Below are 19930 nucleotides of genomic sequence, written 5' to 3' on the forward strand. Positions count from 1 at the left end.
TCACCCTCAGATCCGGCCGCCGAAGACATACCAGGAGACCAGCGCGACCACGCCGATCACCATGACGAAGGCATAGTGGTAGACATATCCGCTCTCGAGCCGGCTGGCCCTGCGGGCGATGCCGATCGAGGTGGCCGCGACGCCGTCCGGCCCCAGCCGGTCGATGATCGCGCCGTCGCCGGCCTTCCAGAAGACGCGGCCCAGGACGAAGGCCGGCTTGACCAGCAGGGCGTCGTAGATCTCGTCGAAGTACCACTTGCGGAAGAACAGCTGGTGGATCGGCTTGAACGCCCGCACCACCGCGCCCGGCAGGCCCGGCGACTGGATGTAGAACAGCCAGGAGGCGCCGAGGCCGACCAGCCCGGCCAGCAGCGGCAGCAGGCTGACCCATTCCGGCGCGTGGTGCGCGGCCTCGATGCTGTCCTGGCCGTGCAGGACCAGGATGGCCTCGCGCCAGAAGCCCTCGCGGCCGTCGCCGACGAAGATCCCGAAGCCGATCACGCCGGCCAGCACCGCGCCGGCCGCCAGGACGATCAGCGGCACCAGCATCACCGGCGGTGATTCATGCGCGTGCTCCATCGTGTGATGGTCGGCGCGCGGCTTGCCGTGGAAGGTCAGGAACAGGAGGCGGCCGCTGTAGAAGGCGGTCATCAGCGCGGCGATGACACCGAGCCAGTAGGCCAGGTTGCCGACGCCGCTATGGGCGGCCCAGGCGGCCTCCAGGATCATGTCCTTCGAGTAGAAGCCGGCGAAGCCGAACACGCCGGGGATGCCGATGCCGGCCAGCGCCAGGCTGCCGATCCACATCAGGGCGTAGGTGGTCGGGATCAGCCGCCAGATGCCGCCCATCTTGCGCATGTCCTGCTCGCCGCCCATGGCGTGGATCACCGAGCCGGCGCCGAGGAACAGGAGCGCCTTGAAGAAGGCGTGCGTCATCAGGTGGAAGATCGCCGCCTGGTAGGCCGAGACGCCGATGGCGAAGAACATGTAGCCGAGCTGGCTCATCGTCGAATAGGCGATGACCCGCTTGATGTCGAACTGGGTCAGGCCGATCGTCGCGGCGACGAAGGCGGTCAGCGCGCCGACGACGCAGACCACGGCCAGCGCGTCCGGGGCGTATTCGAACAGCGGCGACATGCGCGCCAGCATGAACACGCCGGCGGTGACCATGGTGGCCGCGTGGATCAGGGCCGAGACCGGGGTCGGGCCTTCCATCGCGTCCGGCAGCCAGGTGTGCAGGCCCAGCTGGGCCGACTTGCCCATGGCGCCGACGAACAGCAGCAGGCAGGCGGTGGTCAGGGCCGGCAGGTCCATGCCGAGGAAGTTGATCCGCGCATCGACCATGTGCGGCACGGCGGCGAAGATCTCCTCGTACCGCACCGTGCCGAAGATCTTGTAGACGGCGAAGATGCCCAGCGCGAAGCCGAAGTCGCCGACGCGGTTGACCAGGAACGCCTTCACCGCGGCGGCGCGGGCGCTCTCCTTCTCGTACCAGAAGCCGATCAGCAGGTAGGAGGCCAGGCCGACGCCCTCCCAGCCGAAGAACAGCTGGATCAGGTTGTCCGCCGTCACCAGCATCAGCATGGCGAAGGTGAACAGGCTGAGATAGGCGAAGAAGCGCGGCTTGGAGTGGTCGTGCGACATGTAGCCGATCGAGTAGATGTGCACCATCGCGGAGACGGTGTTCACCACGATCAGCATCACGGCGGTCAGCGTGTCGAACTTCAGCGCCCAGTCGGCGACGAAGGTGCCGCTGTTGATCCACAGCAGCAGCGAATGGGTGCGAACGTTGCCGTCGATGGCGACGTCGAAGAACAGCCACCAGGAGATGAGCGCGGCGACGCAGACGGCGAGCGTCGTCACGGCCATCGAGGCGCGGTCGCCGATGAGGCGGCCGAACAGTCCTGCGATCAGGAAGCCGGCCAGCGGCAGGAAGATTGCTGCGATGTCCATCGGGGGCGCCTCAGCCCTTCATCATGTTGATGTCCTCAACCGCGATCGAGCCGCGGTTGCGGAAGTAGACGACGAGGATCGCGAGGCCGATCGCCGCCTCGGCGGCGGCGACGGTCAGCACGAACAGCGCGAACACCTGCCCCACCAGGTCGCCGAGGGCGACCGAGAAGGCGACGAGGTTGATGTTGACGGCGAGCAGCATCAGCTCGACCGACATCAGGATGACGATGACGTTCTTGCGGTTCAGGAACACGCCGAAGATGCCGAGCGTGAACAGGATCGCCGCGAGAACGAGGTAGTGCCCGAGTCCGATCGTCATGGCGTCAGGCCCCTTCCCCGGTGCCGATCTTCTTGATCACCATCACCTCCTCGCGCCGGCGCGCGAGCTGCTGCGAAATCACCTGGCGGCGGACGCCGGCGCGGTGGCGCAGGGTCAGCACGATCGCCCCGATCATCGCGACCAGGAGGACGAGGCCCGCGGCCTGGAACGGAAAGGCGTACTGTGTGTAGATCAGCTGGCCCAGCGCCGCCGTGTTGGTCGGGCCGACATGCGCCGCGCCCGAGGCCAGGATCGACGGCCCGCCGACCGAGCCGTAGAGCAGGAACAGCTCGACCAGCAGCACCACGCCGATCAGCGCGCCGATCGGCAGGTAGCGCAGGAAGCCGGCCCTGAGCTCGGCGAAGTTGATGTCCAGCATCATCACGACGAACAGGAACAAGACCGCGACCGCGCCCACATAGACGACGACCAGGATCATCGCCAGGAACTCCGCCCCGATCAGCACGAACAGCGCCGCCGCGTTGAAGAAGGCGAGGATCAGGAACAGCACCGAGTGCACCGAGTTGCGGGCCGAGATCACCATCACGGCGGAGGCCACGGTGATCGCGGCGAAGATATAGAAGGCCAAGGCCTGGATGATCATCTCACGGTGCTCCCTGTCGTCCCCTGCGGACGCTCGAGGTCACGGTTGCTCTACCCCTCATCGCGGCCTGGCCCCCGTGCGGGAGCCGGGCCGAATCCCCCGGCGAGGCGGCGCGGCGGGTCTTACCGGTACGGCGCGTCGACCGCAATGTTCGCGGCGATCTGCGCTTCCCAGCGGTCCCCGTTCTGCAGCAGCTTTTCCTTGTTGTAGAAAAGCTCCTCGCGCGTCTCGGTCGCGAACTCGAAGTTCGGTCCCTCGACGATCGCATCCACCGGGCAGGCCTCCTGGCACAGGCCGCAATAGATGCACTTGGTCATGTCGATGTCGTAGCGCGTCGTGCGGCGGCTGCCGTCGGCGCGCGGCTCGGCCTCGATGGTGATGGCCTGGGCCGGGCAGATCGCCTCGCACAGCTTGCAGGCGATGCACCGCTCCTCGCCGCTGGGATAGCGTCGCAGCGCGTGCTCGCCGCGGAAGCGCGGGCTCAGCGGGCCCTTCTCGTACGGATAGTTCAGGGTGGCCTTCTGCTTGAACATGTAGCTGAAGGTCAGCGCCAGGCCGCCCAGGATTTCCTTGAGCAGCAGGCTGCGGGCGGTGCGGTCGATGAACGCCATGTCTCGGCCTCTCAGTTCGGCAGCCAGCCGAAGGCGGTGAGCACGCCGGCGGTGATCACCACCCAGGCCAGCGAGAACGGAAGGAACACCTTCCAGCCCAGCCGCATCAGCTGGTCGTAGCGGAAGCGCGGCAGCGTCGCCCGGACCCAGATGAAGACGAACAGGCAGAAGAGGATCTTCGCCACGAACCAGATCACGCCGGGGATCCAGGTGAAGGGCGCGAAGCCGAAGGGCGGCAGCCACCCGCCGAGGAACAGGATGGAGGTCATCCCGCTCATCAGGATCATGTTCGCGTATTCGCCGAGGAAGAACAGCGCGTAGGTCATGGACGAGTACTCGACCATGAAGCCGCCGGTGATCTCGGATTCGCCCTCGGGCAGGTCGAACGGCGCCCGGTTGGTCTCGGCCAGCGCCGAGATGAAGAAGATCACGAACATCGGCAGCAGCGGGATCGCGAACCAGATCGTCTCCTGCGCATGGACGATGTCGGAGATCCGGAGCGAGCCGACGCAGAGCAGCACGGAGATCATGACGAAGCCGATCGAGACTTCGTAGGACACCATCTGCGCCGCGGAGCGCAGGCCGCCGAGGAAGGCGTATTTCGAGTTCGACGACCAGCCGGCGATGATGATGCCGTAGACGCCGAGCGACGAGATCGCGAACAGGTACAGCACGCCGACATTGATGTCGGCCAGCACCCAGCCGTCGTCGAACGGGATCACCGCCCAGGCCACCAGGCTGAGGAAGAAGGTGATCATCGGCGCCAGGATGAACAGCATCCGGTTGGCGCCGGAGGGGATGATCGTCTCCTTGCTCAAGAGCTTGAGGCCGTCGGCGATCGGCTGCAGCAGGCCGAAGGGGCCGACCACCATCGGGCCCTGGCGCAGCTGCATCGCGGCCATGACCTTGCGCTCGGCATAGGTCAGGTAGGCCACCGCGATGATCAGTGGCAGGATGATCGCGATGATCTGAAGGACGACGAGAACCGTCGGCCAGGCGTATCCGCTCCAGAAGTCCATCGCCGCGTTACTCCGCCGCCGCTTTGTGCTGGCCCAGGATCTCGTCGATGCACAGCGCCATCGTCTCCGAGGCGCGGGTCACCGGGTCCGTCATGTAGAAGTTCTCGACCGCCGAGGCGAAGGGCGCGGAGCCCATCGCGCCCTCGGCGCCGAAGGCCCCCCACTCGCCCGCACCTTGGGTGTCCGGCGTCCCGAAGACCGGGTTCACCGCGACCAGGCGCTGGCGCACCTCGCGCAGGCTGTCATAGGGCAGCTTGCGGCCCAGGGCCTCGCTGGCGGCGCGCAGGATCTTCCAGTCCTCGCGCGCCTCGCCCGGCGGGAACACCGCCATGCGGGCCTGCTGCACGCGGCCTTCGGTGTTGACGTAGGTGGCGTTCTTCTCGGTGTAGGCGGCCCCCGGCAGGATCACGTCAGCGCGATGGGCGCCACGGTCGCCGTGATGGCCCTGATAGACCACGAAGGCCTTGTCGAGCCGGCCGGCGTCGATCTCGTCGGCCGCGAGCAGCCAGACGAAGTCGATCTCGCCCTTCTGCGCGCCGTCGAGGATGCCGGCGACGTCGCGGCCGCCCGGGCCCGGCAGGAAGCCGAGATCCAGGCCGCCGACCCGCGCCGCCGCGGTGTGCAGCACGTTGAAGCCGTTCCAGCCGTCGCGGACCAGGCCGAAGGACTCGGCGATCTTACGGCAGGCGGCCAGCACCTGGGCGCCGTCCTTGCGGGTCAAAGCCCCCTGCCCCACGATCAAGAGCGGCGCCTTGGCGTTGCGCAGCACCTCGGCGAAGCCGTCGGTGCCGTCGGCGATCGCCGCCAGCGTCTCCGGCCCGGCGCCGAGATGGCGGGTGCGATAGGTCAGGTCGACATCGGGGCCGACCACGCCGACGGTCAGGCCGTTCTTCAGCCAGCGCTTGCGGATGCGGGCGTTGACGATCGCCGCCTCGGAACGCGGATTGGTGCCGACCAGCAGGATGACGTCGGCCTGCTCGATCCCGGCGAGGCCGCTGTTGAACAGGTAGGCGCCGCGCGGCCCGGCCGGCAGCTTCGCCCCGTCCTGGCGGCAGTCGAGATTCGGCGAGCCGAACGCCGTCATCAGGTCCTTCAGCGCGACCATCGCCTCGGCATCGACGGTGTCGCCGGCGATCGCCGCCATGCGCTGGCCGTCCAGCCCCTTGGCCTTTTCGGCGATGGCCTGGAACGCCTCGGCCCAGCTGGCCGGCTGCAGCTTGCCGTCACGCCGGACATAGGGCCGGTCGATGCGGCGCCGCTTCAGCCCGTCGATGGCGTAGCGGGTCTTGTCGCTGATCCACTCCTCGTTGACGTCCTCGTTGAGGCGTGGCAGCACGCGCATCACCTCGCCGCCGCGGGCGTCGATGCGGATGTTCGAGCCGACGGCGTCGAGCACGTCGATGCTCTCGGTCTTGCGCAGCTCCCACGGCCGGGCGCTGAAGGCGTAGGGCTTGGAGGTCAGCGCGCCGACCGGGCAGACATCGACCAGGTTGCCCGACAGCTCGGAGGCGATGGCCTTCTCGACGTAAGTGGTGATCTCCATGTGCTCGCCTCGGTTCACGCCGCCGAGCACCGGCACGCCGGCGATCTCGTCGATGAAGCGGATGCAGCGGGTGCACTGGATGCACCGGGTCATGAAGGTCTCGATCAGCGGCCCGAGATACTTGTCGGTGACCGCGCGCTTGCCTTCGGTGTAACGGCCCCGGTCGAAGCCGTAGGCCACGGCCTGGTCCTGCAGGTCGCACTCGCCGCCCTGGTCGCAGATCGGGCAGTCGAGCGGATGGTTGATCAGCAGGAACTCCATGATCCCGCGCCGCGCATCGCGCACGACATCGGTGTTCGTCTTGATCACCATGCCGTCGCCGGCCGGCATCGCGCAGGACGCGATCGGCTTCGGCGCCTTCTCCATCTCGACCAGGCACATGCGGCAGTTCGCCGGCACCGAAAGCTTGTCGTGGAAGCAGAAGCGCGGCACCTCGATGCCGAGGCGCTCGCAGGCCTGCAGCACCGACGTGCCCGGCTCGACCTCGATCTCGATCCCGTCAATCGTCAGCTTGGGCATCGGTGCCTTCCTATTCCGCAGCTTCGCGGCTATGGGCGCGGTCGCGATAGTCGCGGATCCGCTCCTCCATCTCGTCGCGGAAATGCCGGATCAGCGCCTGGACCGGCCAGGCGGCCGCGTCGCCGAGGGCGCAGATGCTGCGGCCGTCGATCTGCTTGGTCACCTGCAGCAGCATGTCGATCTCGTCCGACCGGGCGTTGCCGGTGACCATGCGCTGCATGACGCGGTACATCCAGCCGGTGCCCTCGCGGCACGGCGTGCACTGGCCGCAGCTCTCATGCATGTAGAAGCGCGACAGGCGGGCGACCGCGTAGATCACGTCGGTCGACTTGTCCATGACGATCAGCCCGGCGGTGCCGAGCGCCGACTTGACCTCGCGCAGCGCGTCGAAGTCCATCAGGACGGTATCGCAGATGTCCTTCGGCAGGATCGGGGCTGAGGAGCCGCCGGGGATCACCGCCTTCAGGTTGTCCCAGCCGCCGCGCACGCCACCGGCATGCTTGTCGATCAGCTCCCGCATCGGGATGCCGAGCTCTTCCTCGACATTGCAGGGCTGGTTCACATGGCCGGAGATGCAGAACAGCTTGGTGCCCTGGTTCTTCGGCCGGCCGATGCCGGCGAACCAGGCGCCGCCGCGGCGCAGGATCTCGCCGACCACGGCAATGGTCTCGACATTGTTCACCGTGGTCGGGCAGCCATAGAGGCCGGCGCCCGCCGGGAACGGTGGCTTGTTGCGCGGCTGGCCCTTCTTGCCCTCCAGGCTCTCCAAGAGGGCGGTTTCCTCGCCGCAGATATAGGCGCCGGCGCCGCGGTGCAGGTACAGGTCGAAGTCCCAGCCGGTGCCGGCCGCGTTCTTGCCGAGCAGGCCGGCGTCATAGGCCTGGTCGATCGCGACCTGCATGTTCGAGGCTTCGCCGTAGAACTCGCCCCGGATGTAGATGTAGCAGGCGTGCGCCCCCATGGCGAAGGAGGCCAGCAGCGCGCCCTCGATCAGCCGGTGCGGGTCGAAGCGCAGGATCTCGCGGTCCTTGCAGGTGCCCGGCTCCGACTCGTCGGCGTTGATGACGAGGTAGCTCGGGCGGCCGTCCTTGCTCTCCTTCGGCATGAAGGACCACTTCATGCCGGTCGGGAAGCCTGCGCCGCCGCGGCCGCGCAAGCCGGAGGTCTTGACCTCCTCGATGATCTTGTCGCGGCCGAGGTCGACCAGCGATTTCATGTCGCTCCAGATGCCGCGGCGGCGGGCGCCGTCCAGGCCCCAGTCGTCCCAGCCGTAGAGATTGGTGAAGATGCGGTCTTCGTCGCGCAGCATCACTTCTCTCCCTGATCCGGAGCGGTGGCCGAGGCCGGCACCGCCGGGCGGTGGCCGGGCTTCATGTTCAGCAGCGTGGTCGCGCCGGACAGCGCCTCGGAATTGGTGCGGCCGTTCTGCGGGCCCGGCGTGGTCTGCTGCCCGGCCTTCAGCGCGTCGATCAGCGAGACGGTCTTGTCGTAGTCCAGATCCTCATAGAAATCGTCGTTGATCTGGACCATCGGGGCGTTGACGCAGGCGCCCAGGCACTCGACCTCGAGCACCGAGAACTGGCCGTCCTCGCTGGTCTCGTGGTTGCCGCAGCCGGCCCGGTCCTGCAGCGCCCGCATCACCTCGCCCGACCCGCGCAGCCAGCACGGGGTGGTGGTGCAGACCTGGAAGAAGTGGCGGCCGACCGGCGCCTTGTTGAACATGGTGTAGAAGCTGGCGACCTCGTACACCCTGATCCGCGGCATCTCCAGCAGGTCGGCGACGTAGTCCATCGCCACCCGCGGGATCCAGTTGTGGTGCTGGCGCTGGGCGATGTCGAGCAGCGGGATCACCGCGCTCTGCTGCTTGCCCTCGGGGTATTTGGCGATGATCTTCTTCGCCCGTTCGAGATTCTCGGGCGTGAAGGCGAAGTCCTTCGGCTGGTCCGCCTCCGGCGCAATCCCTGCGGCCGTCATCGGTCGATCTCCCCGAACACGATGTCCTGGCTGCCGATGATCGCGACGGCATCGGCCAGCATGTGTCCCCGGCTCATGAAGTCGAGCCCCTGCAGATGGGCGAAGCCCGGGGCCCGGATGCGGCAGCGATACGGCCGGTTGGTGCCGTCCGCGACCAGGTAGACGCCGAACTCGCCCTTCGGGGCCTCGACCGCGGCGTAGGTCTCGCCGGCCGGGACGTGGTAGCCCTCGGTGTAGAGCTTGAAGTGATGGATCAGCGCTTCCATCGACCGCTTCATGTCGGCGCGCGGCGGCGGCGACACCTTGCGGTCGGTGGACTTCACCGGCCCGTCCTTCGGCATCTGCTCCAGGCATTGCCGGATGATGCGGTTGGACTGGCGCATCTCCTCGACCCGCAGCAGGTAGCGGGCGTAGCAGTCGCCGGTCAGGCCGACCGGGACGTCGAAATCCATCCGGTCATAGACGTCGTAGGGCTGCGACTTGCGCAGATCCCAGGAGACGTTCGAGGCTCGCAGCATGACGCCGGTGAAGCCCCAGGCCTTCGCCTCCTCCGCCGTCACCACGCCGATATCGACCAGGCGCTGCTTGAAGATCCGGTTCTCGGTCAGCAGGGCTTCGAGGTCGTCGACGAATTTCGGGAAGCGCTCGGTATAGGCCCAGATGTCCTCGGCCAGGCCGGCCGGCATGTCCAGGGCCACGCCGCCGGGGCGGAAATAGTTGGCGTGCAGCCGCGCGCCCGACACCCGCTCATAGAACTCCATCAGGAGCTCGCGCTCCTCGAAGCCCCACAGCGACGGGGTCACGGCGCCGACGTCCAGCGCGTAGGTGGTGATGTTCAGCAGGTGGTTCAGCACCCGGCCGATCTCGGAGAACAGCACCCGGATATACTGGCCGCGCTCCGGCACGGTGATGCCCAGCAGCCGCTCCACCGCCAGGGCGAAGGCGTGCTCCTGGTTCATCGGCGCGACGTAGTCCAGGCGATCGAAATACGGCGTCGCCTGCATGTAGGTCTTGTACTCGATCAGCTTCTCGGTGCCGCGATGCAGCAGCCCGATATGCGGATCCGCCCGCTCCACCACCTCGCCGTCCAGCTCCAGCACCAGGCGCAGCACGCCGTGCGCGGCCGGGTGCTGCGGCCCGAAGTTCATGGTGTAGGGCTTGATCTGGGTCTCGACCATGATGCTTACGCCTTCGGCTCGTTCAGCGCGGCCTTCTCGTCGCCCGGCAGCACCGGGGCCACGAATTCAGGACCGGCGCGCGTCATCCCCTCCCACGGGCTGAGGAAGTCGAAGGTGCGGAAATCCTGGGTCAGCTTGACCGGCTCGTAGACCACCCGCTTCTGCTCGGTGTCGTAGCGGACCTCGACATAGCCGGTCAGCGGGAAGTCCTTGCGCAGCGGGTGCCCCTCGAAGCCGTAATCGGTGAGGATGCGGCGCAGGTCCGGATTGTCGGCGAAGAAGATGCCGTACAGGTCCCAGGCCTCGCGCTCGAACCAGGTCGCGGCCGGGAAGACACCCGCGGCGGACGGCACCGGCGTGTCCTCGTCGGTCGTCACTTTGAGCCGGATCCGGCGGTTATGCCGGAAGCTGAGCAGGTGGTAGACCACCTCCAGCCGCTCCGGCCGGGTCGGGTAGTCGGCGCCGCAGATGTCGGTCAGCTGCTCGAACAGGGCGTCGGCCGCGTCGCGCAGATGGGTCAGCACCCGGACGATCGACTCGCGCCGCACGGTCAGGGTCAGCTCGGCCGTCGGCGACACCGCGTGATCGAGCACATCCGCGCCCAGCGCCGCCGCGAGGGCCGTGCCGAGGTCGGTCAGTTCCTGGATCGATGCCATTCTCGCTTCCCGATCCCTCAGCGGATGATCCGGTTGCCGCGCCGGATCTTCTTCTGCAGCTGCATGATGCCGTAGACCAGGGCCTCGGCCGTCGGCGGGCAGCCCGGGACATAGATGTCGACCGGGACGACGCGGTCGCAGCCGCGCACCACCGAGTAGGAGTAGTGGTAGTAGCCGCCGCCATTGGCGCAGGAGCCCATCGAGATGACCCAGCGCGGCTCGGGCATCTGGTCGTAGACCTTGCGCAGGGCCGGGGCCATCTTGTTGGTCAGCGTGCCGGCGACGATCATGACGTCGGACTGGCGCGGGCTGGGCCGCGGGATGACGCCGAGTCGGTCCAGGTCATAGCGCGGCATGTAGGCGTGGATCATCTCCACGGCGCAGCAGGCCAGGCCGAAGGTCATCGGCCACAGCGACCCGGTGCGCGCCCAGCCGAGCAGCGCGTCGAACTGGGTCAGCAGGAAGCCTTTGTCCTGGATCTCGGCGTTGGCGGCGCGGATCACCGCGTCCTGCCCGGGGCCCGGGGGGATCGGAGTCCCAACGCCGATGGGGCCGATGCCCACGGGGCTGGTCGCCACCGGGCTGCTCGGCTGAGTCGCGCTCACTCCCATTCCAGCGCTCCCTTCTTCCACTCGTAGATGAAGCCGACGGTCAGGACGCCCAGGAACACCATCATCGACCAGAAGCCGAACATCCCGATGTCCTTGAGCGCCACCGCCCAGGGGAACAGGAAGGCCACTTCCAGGTCGAAGATGATGAACAGGATCGAGACCAGGTAGAACCGGACGTCGAACTTGGAGCGCGCGTCGGCGAAGGCGTCGAAGCCGCACTCATAGGCCGAGAGCTTCTCGCTGTCCGGGTTCTGCTTCCCGACGACGAGGGACGCGCCGACCGCGGCGCCGGCGATCACGATGGCGATCGCCAGGAAGACGAGGATCGGAAAGTACTCCGACACTAGAGAGGTCGTCATCGCTCACCCGTCACACGTGGAGCCTGCTCGATCTTGATCGGCAGGCGCTCCACCCCAAATCTCATTCTTCGTCGAGAGGGTGGCCCGTTCCGGGTCCCTTCCGGCGCGGCCTTTATAGGCCGGCATGTCGGACGAGAGAAGCGAATTTCCGCCACATTTTCTAATTGCGAATGCTTCTCAACTTCATGATTTTGCTGGGATCTTCGCCTTTCCCCGGGATGTCGCGGGCGGCCATCTGGACCGGCGGGTCCAGCCGCGTCCAAATGCAGCAAGGGCCGCGAACCCGTCACAGACGAGGCGGCCCGGAGCAAGTAACGGCGATGATCGGGGGAAGTGGCGCGAGTGACGGGACTTGAACCCGCGGCCTCCGGCGTGACAGGCCGGCGCTCTAACCAACTGAGCTACACCCGCGCAGGGTGCCGGCAACGATCACGGGGCCGTCGGCGTCTGGCCGAACCCCGGAGCGAGACCGGAATACAGGAAGTGGCGCGAGTGACGGGACTTGAACCCGCGGCCTCCGGCGTGACAGGCCGGCGCTCTAACCAACTGAGCTACACCCGCGCATCTGGCCGCTCATCGCGGCGAGGCGCTTGAGATACCCACTCCACCGGGGGCTGTCAACTCGAATTGCCGGCGGAGGAGCGGGAATTTCGCGGCGGCCGGACCGGAGGATTCGGAAGGCCGCGACAGCGGCCGGAGCGGCCGGGAACTGGTGGGCGATGACGGGCTCGAACCGCCGACACACGGTGTGTAAAACCGATGCTCTACCAGCTGAGCTAATCGCCCGGGTGGACCCGCGGGAGCGATCCCGCGGGGTCCAGACATGAAGCGGCCGGTCGGGCCAAGGCGCCGACCGGCCGGTTCTGACACAAGCGCGAAGGCTTACTTCTTCTTGCCGCCGGTGCTGTTGACGGCATCCTTCAGGCCCTTGCCGGCCTTGAACTTGACCTGCTTGGAGGCGGCGATCTTGATGGTCTCGCCGGTCCGCGGGTTGCGGCCCTCAGACGCGGCACGCGCCGCGACACCGAAGGTGCCGAACCCAACGAGGCGGACTTCCCCCCCCTTCGTCAACGTCTTGGTGACACCGTCGATGAAGCTGTCGATGGCGTTGCCAGCATCGGCACGCGACAGACCGGTGCTTTCCGCGACGTGTGCGACGAGATCGTTCTTGTTCACGTGTCGGCCTCCTTCAGGCTCTGTGTTGGTCGTTCCGGCAGGGATGCCGGAAACAGGCTAGGTACATCTCCAAACCGACAACCGTTCGATGCGCCTTTTCCCCGACACCGAAACGTCACGAAATGTAAGCGTATCGCGGAAACCCGGTCAATCGTCGGCGGCCCTGAAACACATGGAATTCTGCCGAGTTCCAAGGCCGCCGAGATGCCTCAGTGACGGATCACCGCTTCGTCGTCGCCATCAGCGGCGACGGGGGCGATGTCGTCCACATCGGTTTCCTTCCACTCGATCGGTTCCAGAGGACGCACCAGGGCGTTCTTCAGAACCTCCTCGACACTGGCGGTCGGCAGGATTGCCAGGGCCTTCTTGACCGAATCCGGGATATCCGCAAGGTCTTTTTCATTGTCCTTGGGAATAATCACCGTCTTGATCCCGGCCCGGACGGCCGCCAACAGCTTCTCCTTCAGGCCGCCGATCGGCAGCACGCGCCCCCGCAGGGTGACCTCGCCGGTCATCGCCACGTCGCGGCGGACCGGGTTTCCGGTCAGCGCCGAGACCATGGCCGTGACCATGGCGATGCCCGCCGACGGCCCGTCCTTCGGGGTCGCCCCCTCCGGCACATGGACGTGGATGTCGCGCTTGCCGAACAGCGTCGGCTTGATGCCGAAGGACACGGCGCGGGCCTTGGCGAAGCTTTCCGCCGCCTGTACCGATTCCTTCATCACGTCGCCGAGCTTGCCGGTCGCCACGACGCGGCCGCGGCCGGGGACCGGCACCGCCTCGATCGACAGGATCTCGCCGCCGACCTCGGTCCAGGCCAGGCCGGTGACGACGCCGACCATGTCCTCCAGCTCCGCCTCGCCGTAGCGGAACTTGCGCACGCCCGCATACTTCTCGAGATCCGCCGGCTTGACGGTGATCTTCTTGACGTCGCTGGTCAGGATCTCGCGCACCGCCTTGCGCGCCAGGCCCGCGATCTCGCGCTCCAGGCTGCGGACGCCCGCCTCCCGGGTGTAGTAGCGAATCAGGTCGCGCAGCGCCTCGTCGGTCAGAGCCCACTCGCCCTTCTTCAGGCCGTTGGCCTCGGCCTGCTTCTGGATCAGGTGGCGCTTGGCGATCTCGACCTTCTCATCCTCGGTGTAGCCGGGGATGCGGATGATCTCCATGCGGTCCATCAGCGGCTGCGGCATGCGCAGGCTGTTGGCCGTGCAGATGAACATCACGTCCGACAGGTCGTAGTCGACCTCGAGATAATGGTCGTTGAAGGTCGCGTTCTGCTCCGGGTCCAGCACCTCCAGCAGGGCCGAGGACGGGTCGCCGCGATAGTCGGCGCCCAGCTTGTCGATCTCGTCCAGCAGGAACAGCGGGTTCGACGACTTCGCTTTCTTCATGCCCTGGATGACCTTGCCCGGCATCGAGCCGATATAGGTCCGCCGATGGCCGCGGATCTCCGCCTCGTCGCGGACGCCGCCCAGCGACATGCGCACGAAGTTGCGGCCGGTGGCCTTGGCGATCGACTTGCCCAGCGAGGTCTTGCCGACACCCGGCGGGCCGACCAGGCACAAGATCGAGCCGCGGATCTTGTTGGTCCGCTGCTGCACGGCCAGGTACTCCAGCACGCGCTCCTTGACCTTCTCCAGGCCGTAATGGTCGTCGTTCAGCACCTGCTCGGCGTGGATCAGGTCCTTCTTGATGCGGGTCCGCTGCTTCCAGGGAATCGACAGCATCCAGTCGAGGTAGTTGCGGACCACCGTGGCCTCGGCCGACATCGGGCTCATCGACCGCAGCTTCTTCAGCTCGGCCATGGCCTTGTCGCGGGCCTCCTTGGTCAGCTTGACCTTGTTGATCCGCTCCTCGAGCTCCGCCGCCTCGTCGCGGCCGTCCTCGCCCTCGCCGAGCTCCTTCTGGATCGCCTTCAGCTGCTCGTTCAGATAGTACTCGCGCTGGGTCTTCTCCATCTGCCGCTTGACCCGGCTGCGGATGCGCTTCTCGACCTGGAGGACGCCGATCTCGCCCTCCATGAAGCCGTAGACCTTCTCCAGCCGCTCGGTGATCGAGGCGATCTCGAGGATCTGCTGCTTCTCGGGGATCTTCAGCGACAGGTGCGCGGCGATGGTGTCGGCCAGCTTGGCGCCGTCCTCGATCTGGTTGACCGAGACCAGCACCTCCGGCGGGATCTTCTTGTTGAGCTTGATGTACTGCTCGAACTGGGCGACCGCGGCGCGGCCCAGGGCCTCGACCTCCTGCGGGTCGGCGTTGACCTCCTCCAGCGGCTCCACCTGGGCCTGGAAGAAGTCCGGATTGTCGGCGTAGCGCGTGATGCGCGCGCGCTGCACGCCCTCGACCAGCACCTTGACGGTCCCGTCCGGCAGCTTCAGCAGCTGCAGCACCGTCCCGATCGTGCCGACGTCGAAGATCTCCTCCGGCGACGGGTCGTCCTGCGAGGCGTTGCGCTGTGTGACCAGGAGGATCTGCTTGTCCTCCTTCATCACGTCCTCGAGCGCGCGCACCGACTTCTCGCGGCCGACGAACAAGGGCACGATCATGTGCGGGAAGACCACGATGTCCCTCAGAGGCAACACCGGGTACAGCGTGTCTTTGTTCAGGTTCAACATGCGTTCTGCCTTACTGGGGTGGGCAGCGGCCCGGGAAGCGGCGCCGCGCCGGCGCCGGACGGTGGAGACCCGGCGCGCCTGATAAACGTGGCGATGACCGGAGGCCGTTCAAGGGACGGGAATGCTGCAGCCCTCATGACCCCGTCACAAGAGCGCAATCGGGCCACAGTGGCAAGCCAAAGGCGGCCTTCCGGGCCAAGTTCGAAACGAAACAGCCGATGCCCGGAGGCATCGGCTGTCAGGTCGGTCAGGATCTGTCGCGGGCCCGGCGTCAGGCGCTGGGGGCGCGGTCCTGCTGCTTCTCGGCGTAGATCAGGAGCGGCTTGGCCCGGCCCTCGACCACCTCGCGGTTGACCACGATCTCGACCACGCCGTTCATGCTCGGCAGGTCGTACATCGGCTCGAGCAGGATGCTCTCCATGATCGAGCGCAGGCCGCGCGCGCCGGTCTTGCGCTGGATCGCCCGGTTGGCGATGCCCTTCAGGGCATCGTCGGTGAGCGACAGGTGCACGTCCTCCATCTCGAACAGGCGCTGATACTGCTTCACCAGCGCGTTCTTCGGCTTGGACAGGATCTCGATCAGCGCGTCCGAGTCGAGGTCCTCGAGCGTCGCGACCACCGGCAGGCGGCCGACGAACTCGGGGATCAGGCCGAACTTCAGCAGATCCTCGGGCTCGACCTCACTGAAGATCTCGCCGGTCGTGCGCTCATCCGGCCCGCGCACATCGGCGCCGAAGCCGAGCGAGCTGCCGCGGCCGCGCTGGGAGATGATCTTCTCCAGCCCGGAGAAGGCACCGCCGCAGATGAACAGGATGTTGGTGGTGTCGACCTGCAGGAACTCCTGCTGCGGGTGCTTGCGCCCGCCCTGCGGCGGCACGGAGGCGATGGTGCCTTCCATGATCTTCAGCAGGGCCTGCTGCACGCCCTCGCCCGAGACATCGCGGGTGATCGAGGGGTTGTCCGACTTGCGGCTGATCTTGTCGACCTCGTCGATGTAGACGATGCCGCGCTGCGCCCGCTCGACATTGTAGTCCGCGGCCTGCAGCAGCTTGAGGATGATGTTCTCGACATCCTCGCCGACATAGCCCGCCTCGGTCAGCGTGGTGGCGTCGGCCATGGTGAAGGGCACATCCAGGATGCGGGCCAGGGTCTGGGCCAGCAGCGTCTTGCCGCAGCCGGTCGGCCCGATCAGCAGGATGTTGGACTTCGCGAGCTCGACCTCGCCGTTCTTCTGCCCGTGCGCCAGCCGCTTGTAGTGGTTGTGCACGGCGACGGAGAGCACCTTCTTCGCGTGCTCCTGGCCGATCACGTAGTCGTCCAGAACCTTGCGGATGTCCTTCGGCGTCGGGACCCCGTCGCGGTTCTTGACCAGCGTGGTCTTGTTCTCCTCGCGGATGATGTCCGTGCACAGCTCGACGCACTCGTCGCAGATGAACACAGTCGGGCCCGCAATCAGCTTGCGAACCTCGTGCTGGCTCTTGCCGCAGAACGAGCAGTAGAGCGTGTTCTTCGAGTCACCGCCTGAGGTCTTGCTCATCACTGCCTCACTTCCGCATCCGCGATACCGACCCGCGTGCCCCTGGCGCCCAGGCCGGGATGCGGTTGCCTCCAGATGGCGGCGGCTCCACCCTGCGACAAGGTCGTCCCGGCGCAGGGCAGATCCGCTTCATCACGAATCAAGATAGCGCCCTTCGGCCCCGTTCGGTAGGGCCGTGGGCGAAGAGATCGATTATTCGGCAACGGTCGGACGCCGCTCGACGACCTCGTCGACGATGCCGAAGCCCTTGGCTTCGTCCGCCGACATGAACTTGTCGCGGTCCATCGAGCGCTCGATCTCCTCGAGGCTCTGACCGGTGTGCTTGACATAGACCTCGTTCAGCCGCTGGCGCAGCTTGAGGATCTCGCGCGCCTGGATCTCGATGTCCGAGGCTTGGCCGCGGGCGCCGCCCGAGGGCTGGTGCACCATGATCCGGCTGTTCGGCAGCGCGAAGCGCTTGCCGGGGGCGCCGGCCGCCAGCAGCAGCGAGCCCATCGATGCCGCCTGGCCGATGCAGACGGTCATGATCTGCGGCTGGATGTACTGCATGGTGTCGTAGATCGCCATGCCTGCCGTGATCACCCCGCCCGGCGAGTTGACGTAGAAGGCGATGTCCTTCTTCGGGTTCTCGGATTCCAGGAACAGCAGCTGGGCGCAGACCAGGCTGGCCAGCTCGTCATAGATCGGCCCGGTCAGAAAGATGATCCGCTCCTTGAGGAGACGGGAATAGATGTCATAGGCGCGCTCGCCCCGGTTGGTCTGTTCCACGACCATCGGGACCAGGGCGTTCATGCTCGGCTCATACGGAGGCATACGTTCCTCGAAGGCTCGCGCGGGCCGGCAGGGCGCCGCGGCTCGCCCCTACATTAGGGGAGGTCCGCGGCGACCTTCAACCGGTCAGGCGCCGGTGCCGGTATCGGCGTCGGTGTCGGCGGCCTTCGTCTCGGCGCCTTCGGTCTCGGCGGCGGCCTTCTTGGCAGCCTTGCGCTTGGCGGGCTTCGCCTCCTCGGCCGGTTTGGCCTCGGTGGTCTCATCCTCGTCCGGGTCGCGCGCCAGCTCCTCCGGCGTCACCGTGGTGTCGCTGACCTTGATCTTGCCGAGGATGACGTCGACGACCTTCTCCTCGAACAGCGGCGCGCGCAGATTCTCGATCGCCTGCGGGTTCTGGCGGAAGAAGTCCACCACCTGCTGCTCCTGGCCCGGATAGCGGCGGGCCTCGGCGATCAGGGCGCGGTTCAGCTCCTCCTGTGACACCTCGACGTTCTCGGCGCGGCCGATCTCGGCGAACAGCAGGCCCAGGCGGACGCGGCGCTCAGCGATGGCGCGGTACTCGGCCTTCAACTCGTCCTCCGGCTTGTTCTTGTCCGGATTGTCGTCGCCGCCGGTCTCGATCGACTGCTGCACCTGCTTCCAGATCTGGTCGAACTCCAGGTCGACCATGCCCTGCGGCACGGCGAAATCGACCAGCTCGGCCAGCTTGTCCAGCAGGGTGCGCTTGGCGCGCAGGCGCGAGATCCGGCCGAACTCCTGCTCGGTCTGGTCCTTCACGGCGTTGCGCAGGCCCTCGAGGTCCTCGAAGCCCAACTCCTTGGCGAACTCCTCGTTCACCTCGGGCACCACGCCCTTCTCGATCGACTTGACGTCGACCTCGAACTTCGCCGGCTTCCCGGCGTGCTCGGGGCTCTGGTACTCCTCGGGGAAGCTCAGCGAGACGGTGACATGCTCGCCCGCCTTCTTGCCGACCAGCTGCTCCTCGAAGCCCGGGATGAAGCGGCCCGAGCCGATCTCCAGGCGATGGTCCTTGCCGGACATCTCCTCGCTCGGCGCGGCGCCGTCGAGGCTGCCCTCGAAGTCGATGACGGCGACGTCACCGTTCTCCAGGCCGCGCTCCTCGGTCACGGGCTCGAACTTGCGGCGGGTCTCGGCGATGCGCGTCAGGCCGGCGGAGATCTGCTCGTCGGTCACCTCGGCGACCGGGCGGGTGATCTCGACGCTGTCGAAGGCCGGCGCGGTGATCTCCGGCAGCACCTCGACATCGACCTTGTATTCCAGGTCCTTGCCCTCGTCGAAGCTGGTGACCTCGACCTTCGGGCGCAGCGCCGGGCGCAGGTTGCGCTCGTCCAGGGCCTTGCGGGTGCCCTCGTCGACGGCCCCTTCCAGGACCTCGCCCATGACCGACTTGCCGTAGCGCTGCTTCATCAGCGCCACCGGCACCTTGCCGGGGCGGAAGCCCGGGAGCTTGACCCGGCCCGCGAGCTTGACGAGCTCCGTCTGGACGCGTTGTTCGATGTCGGCCGCCGGCACGACGATCTTGAACTCGTGCCGCAGACCCTCGGTGCTGGTTTCGATCACTTGCATCGGTCTTCAGGAATCCGTCGATGTGACAGGTCGGGACGCTATGTGCCCTGTCTGAGGTTTGATGGTGCGGGCGGAGGGATTTGAACCCCCACGGCTTTCGCCGCTGGAACCTAAATCCAGTGCGTCTACCAATTCCGCCACGCCCGCGAAGACCCCCACCCCTGCCCGCCCCCGAAAACACGCACAAAAAGGCTTGCAACGGAGGGAGTCGGCCCTGCGAAGGGGCGGTCATAGCACAGGGTTTTTGCGGACGACAGGCAAAACGCGGGCGGCCGGAGGGCTCAGAGCCGGTCCAGCACGGCCGGCAGCGCGTCGATCACATCCTCGGCGATCAGCCCGGCACCGACCCGCTGCGCGGCCGCGCCGTGCAGCCAGACGGCGGCGCGGGCGGCCTCGAAACCCGTCATGCCCTGGGCCTTCAGCCCCAGCACGATCCCGGCCAGCACGTCGCCGGTGCCGCCGGTGGCCAGGGTCGGCGGGGCGTTGGCGTTGATTGCGGCCCGCCCGTCCGGCGCGGCGATGATGGTATCGGCGCCCTTCAGCACGACCACGGCGCCGATCTCGGCCGCGGCCTGCCGAGCCCGGGCCAGGCGCGGGGCGTCGGCCTTGCCGAACAGCTTGTCGAACTCGCCCTGATGCGGCGTCAGCACGCAATCGGCGTCGAGCAGCCCGGCCAGCGCCTGCGGCTCGCCGGCATAGCTGGCGAGGCCATCGGCATCGAGCACCAGCGATTTGCCCGCCGCGCGCACGGCCGAGACCGCCTGGCGCAGCGCCGGGCCGGCCCCGCCGCCGGGGCCGATCAGCACCGGGCCCAGGCGCCGGTCGGCCAGGAGCCCGTCCCAGCGCTCGCTCGGCAGCGCCATGGCGCCGGGCCAGTCGGCACGGAAGGCCGGCAGCG

Annotated in this window: 18 protein-coding genes and 4 tRNA genes; all 22 read right to left on the bottom strand. The window is 67.2% G+C overall.

Features of this window, described 5'->3' with window-relative positions; genetic code table 11:
• Positions 1 to 6 precede the first annotated feature (6 nt).
• The gene (nuoL, locus tag BWR60_RS07130; protein ID WP_088150318.1) at positions 7 to 1953 is read right to left on the bottom strand and encodes an NADH-quinone oxidoreductase subunit L; all 1947 of its coding nucleotides are present in this window, start codon (positions 1951 to 1953) and stop codon (positions 7 to 9) included.
• A 10-nt stretch (positions 1954 to 1963) separates the two neighbouring features.
• Positions 1964 to 2272 (bottom strand): NADH-quinone oxidoreductase subunit NuoK, encoded by a 309-nt coding sequence (nuoK, locus tag BWR60_RS07135; RefSeq protein ID WP_034832270.1) that lies wholly within the window; start codon positions 2270 to 2272, stop codon positions 1964 to 1966.
• 4 nt (positions 2273 to 2276) lie between these two features.
• Positions 2277 to 2876: an NADH-quinone oxidoreductase subunit J gene (locus BWR60_RS07140; protein WP_088150319.1), complete on the bottom strand. Its 600-nt coding sequence runs from the start codon at positions 2874 to 2876 to the stop codon at positions 2277 to 2279.
• 122 nt (positions 2877 to 2998) lie between these two features.
• The gene (gene nuoI / locus BWR60_RS07145; protein ID WP_034832276.1) at positions 2999 to 3487 is read right to left on the bottom strand and encodes an NADH-quinone oxidoreductase subunit NuoI; all 489 of its coding nucleotides are present in this window, start codon (positions 3485 to 3487) and stop codon (positions 2999 to 3001) included.
• Positions 3488 to 3498: 11 nt separating this feature from the next.
• Positions 3499 to 4506: an NADH-quinone oxidoreductase subunit NuoH gene (nuoH, locus tag BWR60_RS07150; protein WP_088150320.1), complete on the bottom strand. Its 1008-nt coding sequence runs from the start codon at positions 4504 to 4506 to the stop codon at positions 3499 to 3501.
• Positions 4507 to 4513: 7 nt separating this feature from the next.
• The gene (gene nuoG / locus BWR60_RS07155; RefSeq protein WP_088150321.1) at positions 4514 to 6568 is read right to left on the bottom strand and encodes an NADH-quinone oxidoreductase subunit NuoG; all 2055 of its coding nucleotides are present in this window, start codon (positions 6566 to 6568) and stop codon (positions 4514 to 4516) included.
• 10 nt (positions 6569 to 6578) lie between these two features.
• A complete protein-coding gene (gene nuoF / locus BWR60_RS07160; protein ID WP_088150322.1) occupies positions 6579 to 7877 on the bottom strand; it encodes an NADH-quinone oxidoreductase subunit NuoF in 1299 nt (432 codons plus the stop codon).
• Positions 7877 to 8542, bottom strand: coding sequence for an NADH-quinone oxidoreductase subunit NuoE (nuoE, locus tag BWR60_RS07165; protein WP_088150323.1), 666 nt, complete (start codon positions 8540 to 8542; stop codon positions 7877 to 7879). Before nuoE ends, nuoF begins: the two co-directional genes overlap by 1 nt.
• Entirely contained in the window at positions 8539 to 9720 is a 1182-nt protein-coding gene (locus BWR60_RS07170; RefSeq protein ID WP_088150324.1) for an NADH-quinone oxidoreductase subunit D, read from the bottom strand. Before BWR60_RS07170 ends, nuoE begins: the two co-directional genes overlap by 4 nt.
• Positions 9721 to 9725: 5 nt before the next feature.
• Complete coding sequence (locus BWR60_RS07175; RefSeq protein WP_088150325.1) at positions 9726 to 10376, bottom strand: NADH-quinone oxidoreductase subunit C; 651 nt, start codon at positions 10374 to 10376, stop codon at positions 9726 to 9728.
• A 17-nt stretch (positions 10377 to 10393) separates the two neighbouring features.
• Entirely contained in the window at positions 10394 to 10954 is a 561-nt protein-coding gene (locus BWR60_RS07180) for a NuoB/complex I 20 kDa subunit family protein (protein ID WP_429913013.1), read from the bottom strand.
• 23 nt (positions 10955 to 10977) lie between these two features.
• Positions 10978 to 11346 (bottom strand): NADH-quinone oxidoreductase subunit A, encoded by a 369-nt coding sequence (locus tag BWR60_RS07185; RefSeq protein ID WP_034832298.1) that lies wholly within the window; start codon positions 11344 to 11346, stop codon positions 10978 to 10980.
• 334 nt (positions 11347 to 11680) lie between these two features.
• Positions 11681 to 11757: transfer RNA gene (locus BWR60_RS07190), tRNA-Asp, on the bottom strand.
• Between the two features lie 73 nt (positions 11758 to 11830).
• Positions 11831 to 11907 (bottom strand) — tRNA-Asp (locus BWR60_RS07195).
• Between the two features lie 149 nt (positions 11908 to 12056).
• A tRNA-Val gene (locus tag BWR60_RS07200) sits at positions 12057 to 12132 on the bottom strand.
• 96 nt (positions 12133 to 12228) lie between these two features.
• Entirely contained in the window at positions 12229 to 12522 is a 294-nt protein-coding gene (locus BWR60_RS07205) for an HU family DNA-binding protein (RefSeq protein ID WP_034832302.1), read from the bottom strand.
• A 209-nt stretch (positions 12523 to 12731) separates the two neighbouring features.
• Positions 12732 to 15137 carry an endopeptidase La gene (lon, locus tag BWR60_RS07210; protein WP_088150327.1) on the bottom strand — a complete coding sequence of 802 codons (2406 nt, stop codon included), beginning with the start codon at positions 15135 to 15137 and terminating at the stop codon, positions 12732 to 12734.
• Between the two features lie 271 nt (positions 15138 to 15408).
• Complete coding sequence (gene clpX / locus BWR60_RS07215; protein WP_034832306.1) at positions 15409 to 16674, bottom strand: ATP-dependent Clp protease ATP-binding subunit ClpX; 1266 nt, start codon at positions 16672 to 16674, stop codon at positions 15409 to 15411.
• A 192-nt stretch (positions 16675 to 16866) separates the two neighbouring features.
• Positions 16867 to 17487, bottom strand: coding sequence for an ATP-dependent Clp endopeptidase proteolytic subunit ClpP (gene clpP, locus BWR60_RS07220; RefSeq protein ID WP_088150328.1), 621 nt, complete (start codon positions 17485 to 17487; stop codon positions 16867 to 16869).
• Positions 17488 to 17571: 84 nt separating this feature from the next.
• Positions 17572 to 19032 carry a trigger factor gene (gene tig / locus BWR60_RS07225; RefSeq protein ID WP_088150329.1) on the bottom strand — a complete coding sequence of 487 codons (1461 nt, stop codon included), beginning with the start codon at positions 19030 to 19032 and terminating at the stop codon, positions 17572 to 17574.
• Positions 19033 to 19094: 62 nt separating this feature from the next.
• Positions 19095 to 19179: transfer RNA gene (locus BWR60_RS07230), tRNA-Leu, on the bottom strand.
• A gap of 134 nt (positions 19180 to 19313) precedes the next feature.
• On the bottom strand, positions 19314 to 19930 hold a 617-nt coding region (locus tag BWR60_RS07235), incomplete at its 5' end, for an NAD(P)H-hydrate dehydratase (RefSeq protein ID WP_144445540.1).

It is taken from the genome of Inquilinus limosus, from assembly GCF_002195995.1.
In the GTDB taxonomy this organism is placed as follows: domain Bacteria; phylum Pseudomonadota; class Alphaproteobacteria; order DSM-16000; family Inquilinaceae; genus Inquilinus; species Inquilinus limosus_C.